The organism is Okeania sp., from assembly GCF_983059655.1.
Window position 1 is genome coordinate 1 of the sequence record NZ_CEZPJD010000343.1, and the last position, 8,296, is coordinate 8,296.

6 protein-coding genes are annotated in these 8,296 nt (G+C 39.5%); 2 read left to right on the top strand and 4 right to left on the bottom strand.

Going from position 1 to position 8,296, the window contains the following annotated elements:
- The first annotated feature begins 311 nt into the window (after positions 1-311).
- Positions 312-683: a plasmid mobilization protein gene (locus AC3DU7_RS18610; protein WP_488040808.1), complete on the top strand. Its 372-nt coding sequence runs from the start codon at positions 312-314 to the stop codon at positions 681-683.
- Positions 673-2,745 (top strand): relaxase/mobilization nuclease domain-containing protein, encoded by a 2,073-nt coding sequence (locus AC3DU7_RS18615; protein WP_488040809.1) that lies wholly within the window; start codon positions 673-675, stop codon positions 2,743-2,745. The genes AC3DU7_RS18610 and AC3DU7_RS18615 overlap by 11 nt, the downstream gene beginning before the upstream one ends.
- A 173-nt stretch (positions 2,746-2,918) precedes the next feature.
- Here the strand turns inward: AC3DU7_RS18615 and AC3DU7_RS18620 are convergent, their stop codons facing one another.
- From AC3DU7_RS18620 to AC3DU7_RS18635, 4 genes are all read right to left on the bottom strand, one after another.
- Positions 2,919-4,070, bottom strand: coding sequence for a VWA domain-containing protein (locus tag AC3DU7_RS18620; protein WP_488040810.1), 1,152 nt, complete (start codon positions 4,068-4,070; stop codon positions 2,919-2,921).
- A gap of 252 nt (positions 4,071-4,322) precedes the next feature.
- Positions 4,323-5,645 carry a protein kinase domain-containing protein gene (locus AC3DU7_RS18625; protein WP_488040811.1) on the bottom strand — a complete coding sequence of 441 codons (1,323 nt, stop codon included), beginning with the start codon at positions 5,643-5,645 and terminating at the stop codon, positions 4,323-4,325.
- 106 nt (positions 5,646-5,751) lie between these two features.
- Positions 5,752-7,230 carry a PP2C family serine/threonine-protein phosphatase gene (locus AC3DU7_RS18630; RefSeq protein WP_488040812.1) on the bottom strand — a complete coding sequence of 493 codons (1,479 nt, stop codon included), beginning with the start codon at positions 7,228-7,230 and terminating at the stop codon, positions 5,752-5,754.
- A gap of 194 nt (positions 7,231-7,424) precedes the next feature.
- Positions 7,425-8,177 carry a vWA domain-containing protein gene (locus AC3DU7_RS18635; protein WP_488040813.1) on the bottom strand — a complete coding sequence of 251 codons (753 nt, stop codon included), beginning with the start codon at positions 8,175-8,177 and terminating at the stop codon, positions 7,425-7,427.
- Positions 8,178-8,296: the final 119 nt, after the last annotated feature.

Below are 8,296 nucleotides of genomic sequence, written 5' to 3' on the forward strand. Positions count from 1 at the left end.
AAATAGTGTATATTGATGTATAGTAGAGTAAAGAAAAAGTAGAGAAGCCGGAGAGGGTATAAGCATCACAGCAGCAAAAATACCCCGGCGAGAGCTTGACAGTACAGGAATGGTCTGTTAGTATATAAGATTGTCGCGCAGATGCAAGGTATACTAAGTGGTGCCCTCTTAGGTAACCCTGGCTATCGCCAGCCACCGCTCACAAGTTCGGGTGGTTGCTATTGTTGAGAAAATTTATGATTTAGCTGTAGCATTTGTAATATAAGTACGACAACTTTCGTAGTTCTCTTGAATTATATTCGTAGTACAAAATGCCCGATAAACCACCTCTCAGTTTCAGAGGAAAAAAAATCAAACCCGACCAGAAGCGAACAAAAAGCATTTCATCGAGATTAAGTGACGAAGAATTTGCAATTTTCGAGCAGTTGTGCAAAGAAACGGGACTAGAAGGAGGAGTCTATATAAGGTCTGTTATCCTTGGAGACGTGTATAAATTACCAGCTCGTGTACCAGAGCTAAATAGGGAAGCGTGGTTAAAGCTATCAAAATTATCTGCAAACCTCAACCAGTATCAAAAAGCAATAAATCAAGGCATCGCAACTAGCTACCCACCAGGAATGTTAGAAGAAATTAGGGAACTTGTAGAAGAGTTAAGAGCAAGGTTAATTAGTGATGAAAGCTAAAATCACCAAAGGAAAGAATTTTAGAGATATTATCAACTATATCTTTAGTCCAGGAGACAAAAACAAGTCAGAAAGAGCCGACTGGATAGGAGGCACGCTAGCCAGCGACAACGCCCAAGGGTTAATCAGAGAATTTAACACAGTGCTACGCTTGAGACCGCACATTGAAAAACCATCCTGGCATTGCTCCTTGACTTTACCACCAGGCGAACAATTGTCAGATGCAGACTGGGAGTCAGTTGTAGAATACTTCATGAAGAAAATGGAATTCAGCGAACACACCCCCTACACAATAGTCCGACACAATGATACAGAATTCGACCATGTTCATGTAGTAGCCAGTCGAATACCAATGACAGGACCCGTCTGGACTGGTAAAAATGATGTATTCAAAGCGATCGCTGCGACTCAAGAACTAGAAAAGGAGTATAACCTAACCCAAACGCCCGGATATAGCAAGAGAGAAAGTGCGAGGGAGACTTATCGAGAGCGCCAAAAAGCAGAAAGGACAGGAGTCACACCGCCACGAATACAGCTACAGGAATTAATAGATAAAGCGATCGCCGATAAACCAACAGCTCCTCAATTTGTTAAACGCTTGGAGAATGAAGGAGTGGAAGTCCGCGTTTACCCTGCATCTACCGATGGATTAAGCGGATTTTCCTTTGAGTTAGACGGCATCTATTTCAAAGGCAGTAGTTTAGGAAAAGCTTATGGGTGTGGAGGGTTGAAAAAACGTGGACTAACCTACAACCCAGATAAAGACGCAGCCGAGCTGAAAAAATATCGCTCACCTGTTGCCGATCGTAAAGAAGAAGACCCCGAAAAATCACCCCCTACCACAGTCGAGCAGGAAAAATCTACATCTATATATATAGAGAAGTCCGGAGTAGAGCCAAATCTAAAGAAACCAGACGACCTAGAAGCTGAACAGAAGCAACAGCACGAGATAGATGTAGTTATCCAAGCAAAGTCACTTTCAATCCAATCTGAGGTTGAGTATGGGGATTATGTTTTGCCACGGGAACGGCTGCAATATTTGATAGACACCGCAATTATAGACGGGCCTACAGCTCCTCAATTTGCTCAAAGGTTAGAGGAGAAAGGAGTTATCGTCAGAGCTAATGTGGCTTCAACTGGTAGGATGAATGGTTTTTCCTTTGAGTTGGACGGCCTGAAATTTAAAGGCAGCGAATTAGGAAAAGCTTATGGATGGGGCGGTTTGCAGAAACGCGGAGTTAGCTATGATGCTGAAACAGATGCAGTAGAGCTACAGAGATATAGTTTTGCAGCACAACCTCCACGCCAGGAAAAAGAGCTATCTGAATCTATTTTTGATGAAACATTACCTGAAACATCCTGGTCAACCGAAATAGTAGAAACCAGCCCACAACAGGAAACTGTGGAAATTTCTCATACTGGAGCTGTTCCAAATACTCCCAATGCAGATACTGACTCTATTGAAGCTGCAAAATTAGAAGCAGCTTTAAATGCTTTTGAAGAAATCTTCAGTTATAATGAAGCTCTTGGTAGGTCTAGGGCTGAAGCTGAATTTTACTCAAAAACAGCACCAAAAGAGGATAAAGCTCAACAACACTCTACTGAAGTAGCGTCCCAAATTACCACACCTGAAGCAACTCAACCCTTGATAGAGTCGAGCGCATTAAGTCAAACACCACAGACAGAAGCTGCACCCGAACCGACCCAACAACCAGAAGAGATTCAACCGTTGATAGAGCAAAACCAACAACAGCAATGGGTGGATGCTCTAGCTCCTGACTTTGTTGAGCTTCTGCATTATGTACAAAAATCAGAACTGAAAGGTAAACGTCGCACGATCGCTTGGGATAGCGAACAACAACGTCTCACTGTACGGGAAAACAAAACTCAGAAAATTATTATGGATGCAGAATGGGATGGGGAACGATGGCAGGACAACAGCTCTACCCTTTCTCATGCAGATTTCAACGAGATTAGACAAGCACTAGATGAATGGCTTGCTGATAGAGAGCAGGAACTTAGACACCAGCAGCGCTCTACACCGAAGGAGTTAGAGCGATGATTGTCTCTGGCTTTCAATACTTTGGCATTACCGGTAGCAACTCAATCTTCTATAGCACCTAAATAGGTTAACCTATTTAGGCCATAACGGGTTCGGAGCAATTAGACATTCATCCATTTTACCATATACTGTCATCTCCCCCGATTTTTTTCATTCTCCAAAATCTACAAACTTCACCAAACTTCATCTGTAGAAGGTATTTGAACTGTGGGAGGCGGAGTAATAGGAACGTTGCCTGATGCACCAGCTACTTGTCCAGCAGGTGATGAAGCAGCTTTTAAAACAGCAGTAGAAGCCCATTTAATGTATGTAAGCAGTGATTCAGGATTACTCGCTTTTAAAGGCTTGAATTCTGGATGTGCTATGAATTTTTGCAGTACATCTTCATCTGCATCTTGACCGATAGCAATGGCAATACGAACTGCTTTCTTAGCCCAGGGTTGTGCCATTAATGCTCTTAAACCTTTCTCAAAATCATCAGTTGGTTGACCATCAGAAAGCAACACTAGGACAGGAGGCAAGGCGCGATCGCTCATAGGAGGAGTCTTTAACTGTTCGGCAAGCATTTCTAAAGCCGTTCCCATATCAGTATTTCCTCCTCCTACAGTTGCTAGAGTTTCATCTAAATCAAATTCATAAATAAGTTTCTTTTTCTTTTCATTTATATTGCCAGTAAACTCTTGAACTACTCCTCCTACTGAAACTGCCACTTTGAATGATGTGGGATCGCTACAACCTGAACGACCATGATTTTTATAATGATTGACAAAAACTTTATAATGTCCCATTGGCGAGCCTCCTGGTGGCCAATAAATATTTTCTACAGGTTCTTCTGATGTAGGAGTTACATTCATATCAACATCTAATTCACCTTGACATACAGGACATTTTTTCTCGTGATAGTAAATTTCTGTACCGCAGGGACAAATAGCATGAAGATCGAGATCGTTGTAATTGTTCCACATTAGAGAAAATTGAACGTCTCCGGATTTTGCCCCCTCCCGATCCAAACGTCTTTTAAATTCAGCAGAAAAAGCTGCTGTTTGAGGTACTTCATCAGCAGTCAAGTCAGTCCATTGAAAATTTTCTAGTGGTACAGGGGCATTTTGAACCCACGTTGCACCACTAGAAAAACGTAATGTTCTGATCAGTACAGTAGCATTCGGATTTTCATCTGCAACCTGTCTCATCTGAGGTAGTGTTTTGCGGATAGCATTATTCAGAGATTGGATTTTTCTATCCAAAGACATTGAACCAGAGGCATCACAAATCCAAATAAAATGTAAAGGACGAGTTGCTAATGTTCCTCCAGGAAGTGCGCACATAAGTTGTGTCTCCTAATGTTGTTTAATGTTTTCTGTGTCAAAAATTTTGAAAGGAAATTTAACTAGCTATCAGCTATCAGCATTTAGCTGTCAGCTGAAGATTCAAGGGTTTAAGTTCCCCACTATATTTTTTGAAAAAGCCCGTTGTTCGCCTTTTATAGGGGTTTGTAGACGCAGAGCGGCTTCTCTTGAGTATCCCCCATTATACACATTGAAAAGCTGATTGCTGATTGCTGATTGCTGAGTGCTACTTCAAACTCGAATTTCTCCTTTTTCAGTTCCGAAGTTAATTTTAGTTCCCACTGCCATAGTAACACTACGTCCAGGTTCAACATCTTTCATATTATTATCAGCTGTTGTCACCACCCATTTTGCAGTGGATAGATTTTTCAGTCCCCAAAGGTTGGGATTTTTAGGATTTCTAACTACCCCTGCTACTGGTTCTGAAAAATCATATTTTTTCCCATCGTCTACATGATGAGGAAATAACTTAGTATCGTGATTTAGCATGACAATTTTTTTACCAATACGGATACGAGGTGGTGTAACTATTTCTTTTTGACAATTCCAACAGGGATTGAGTTTTCCTTGTTTTTTCAGAGCATTTATATCATAAAAATTTTGTTCCCCACAATGAGGACAGTAAATGATGGAATCTCGCAAATTCAGCATAGTTTTACGCCACTCATTTTCCTGTACTCGACCATTTTCAGGGTCTTTAATTCCATCGGTAAAAGCTCTGGTAAATAAGTCTCGCAATGATTGAGGATAAATATCCCAAAAAACAAGAGGATTATCTTGTACCCCAGGAACAGGACGGTTGGAATGATCGTCGGGGTCAAATATAAAAAGTGCCTCTGTACCATAAATTTTTGTCATTGCTGGCAAGTCAAAGCAATGAATAGCTTGTTCTTTTGCTCCTTCTAAAGGATGATGGTTGAAGAGAATATAAAATAGCAAAACTGTTAAGGAAAATAAGTCAGTTTGTGTACTAGGGTGTGCTTCACCTTTGACTATTTCTGGTGCCATAAAACGTGGGGTTCCGGCAACACTTCCAGGCATTTTGTTCACGTCTACATTATCATTGTCACAAATGCGTACTTCTCCAGTATCGGGGTCAAAAAAAGCATTGCCAAAAGAAATATCTCGATAGCATAATCCTTTGGCATGAAGTTGATAATAACTATCAGCTAATTCAAATCCTGCTGTCACTAAAGCACGAAAACTAGGGTCAATCTTACGTTTGACTAAATCGTTTAGACTTTTAAAACGTGGTTCCCGTAGAGCCATTATATAACCATAGGATGAGGGTTGTTCGGGAGTTAGTGCTAAATCTATTGGCCAAAGAAATCGGTCGTTAGGGGCACGCATTTCAATAGCTTTTTGTAAGCGATCTTTTTGACGGGGGTCTTGTTCTACAATATGGGGAAAATACCATTTGAGAGCCATTGATTTCCCATTGACATTAACTTGGTAAACTTCTCCTTGTCCGCCTTCCGCAAGGCGTTTTTCAATTATACAGTTTGCACCAGAAATTTCGGTGGCAATGTTTTGTCCATCTTGTAGTTGATTCATTATTTTTCTGCTGATAATTTGGGTTAATATTTTCAAAGAATGCCTTTTTCAGCTTTTCTCGTATTAATTGAAAAGCAAATTTTTTTGGCTACTTGTTATTTTTTTATTAGGAAGGCGATGGTTTTGGGTTAGTTGAAGGTGTTATTTGTGGGCTTGGTGAAAGTTTAGGAGTTGAGGTTGTTGAAGGTTTTAGTTCTGGATTATTAGAACTAGAGCTTTTTGGTGGAAGTAACCAGATAGCAGTAGCAATATTTGTCAACATACTAATATTAACTAAAAAAATAGTCGCAATTAATCCTGTTTTCAAAAAATCTACTTTTTTTTTTATTTCGCTTAGAGTAACTTTTACTTCTGTGACTTTTTTCTTCTTAGGAGAATTTAAGTCTTTTGAATTTTGTTCTGTTAATTTTTCCACGCATTTTTCAATATATTCTAACTTCTTAGATTGGGATTCTGATAGTTCTATAAAACTTTTTTGCCAATCTTGTAATAAATTACTATAATCCCTTAAAACTGTTTCTATTTGATTTGAGTAGGTTTCGATGATTTGATTTAAAACATCAGTAAACTGTTCCAGATCATCTTTTTTAACCTGGTCTTTTAATTGCTCTTCGAATTGCTGAATTTTTTCCTTATATTCTTTCTGCTCTTGTCGTACAATTTTAATACCATCACCTGTGTCTTGAATATCAATTTGTTTAATCAACCCAAAGGTAATATCATCTCCACTCCCTCCTTGAGATGTCTGCTCCAAAAAACCTTTTAGCTTTTTTGCAACTTCATCAAAAGTTTGCTGCCGAATCATATCTAAGTAATCTTTACCAATTTTGATGAATTTATCTTCACTATTAAAAGAGTTGGCATAACCATCTGTAGAAACTATAATCATTGGCCGTTTACTTTCTTGCGTGTAACGAACAAAATGGTTGTCTATGTATTTCCAGGCATCCTTCATACACAAAGAATAGGTTTCATTAGCTATCAGATTTTCATCTTTATCAATAGGTCTAGTTGTTTTTCCCCAGATATCTACAGTCAGAATATCTCCATCTCCTAGTTGAAGATAAAGGTTATAATCTTCTGTTACTAAAACTGCTAAGAGAGTCGCACCATAAACAACATATTTACGCTCTTCTTTATTATCTTCAAGACTTTGACGTACTTTTTCTCCCTCTTCTTTTTCTAATTTATCCAATTCTTTTGAAGTAAAGTCCTCCTTTTCTAGATCGTCATCAACTTTCTTTTTCCATGTGGAAACTATTCTTTGGGGAAGCTGAAGGTTAACATACTCTTTGACTAATGGAATATTCTCTCCATCGCTTTCTTGATCTACTAAACCTGTCAAAAGTTCTATGGCAGTTTCTACAGCGAACTCAGAACCGCGATCGCTCCGAAAACTTTTGGCACTACCGTGGCCGTCAGAGATAGCTAAGATAATAGGCAAGCTATTCTCGTTAGGTTGTTCAACTTTACCGTGATCCTGGTTCGTCAAATTTTTGCGATAGTGACTTGCTCCTGTCACAGTTTCTAGCATCACGCGCCATGGTTGTGAACCTCGATCTAATTTTTCAGTTTCTTCACTCATAAATTTTTTCCTAATTTTATTCTAATATTATGTCCTGATTTATACATCTGCGAAAATCTTTTTTCTACAGCAGTTTTCAGGTCAATAAACCACATCAAAAAAATGATAACCCTGTAGAGATGTTGTATGCAACGTCCCTACTTTGTGGTCTACTCAAATGAAAAGCGCTGTAAGTCCCATTTCAGAGAAAAACTTTACCAAATATCATCATCATCCGAACTACTCGTAGGTACAGCAGGAATTGGAACAGCTCCAGTAGCAGGGACAGAAGTTGCTACGGTAGTTGATGTAGTAGCAGTTGGGTTTGAAACTACAGTTGTTGCCGGAGTTCCAATTTGACTAGCTGGGGAAGAAGCTGCTTTTAAGACTGCAGTAGAAGCCCATTTAATATATCTGACCAAAGCCTCAGCATTATTAGCCTTTAAAGGTCTCAGTTCTGGATGATCGATAAATTTTTGCAGAGTATCTTCGTCAGCATCTTGACCGACAGCAATAGCAATACGAACAGCTCTTTTTCCCCAAGGTTCATTCATCAACGCTCTCAGTCCGCTACCAAAGTCATCAGTAGGTTGACCGTCACTAATAAGCACCAATACAGGTGGTAGAGCGCGGTCTGTCATTGGAGGCATTTTTAGTTGTTCTGCAACCAACAACAAAGCTTTGCCCATGTCCGTGAGACCTCCCGCAGTTAAATCAGTCCAATTAAAACTATCGACTGGAGTTTCAGTGGGAACGTGCCATTGAGCGCCATCAGAAAATTTAACTGCTCGCACTAACACATTAGCATTGGGATTTTCATCAGCTACCCGTTTCATTTCAGGAAGACATTCACGAATGGCTGTATTCAACGCTTCAATTTTGCCATTAATTGACATAGATCCAGAACAGTCACATAGCCACATGAAGTGTAGGGGTCGGTTTGATATTTCACCACCAGGTAATGCCATAGTTTTTGGTTCCTTAGATTTTTTTGTTAAAGTTTACTTGTTGTTTGGGCTCAATGATAGTTTTTTTAGGAATTTATTTGACCTTTGACAGAGCCAAATTTAATTTGAGTACCTACTGC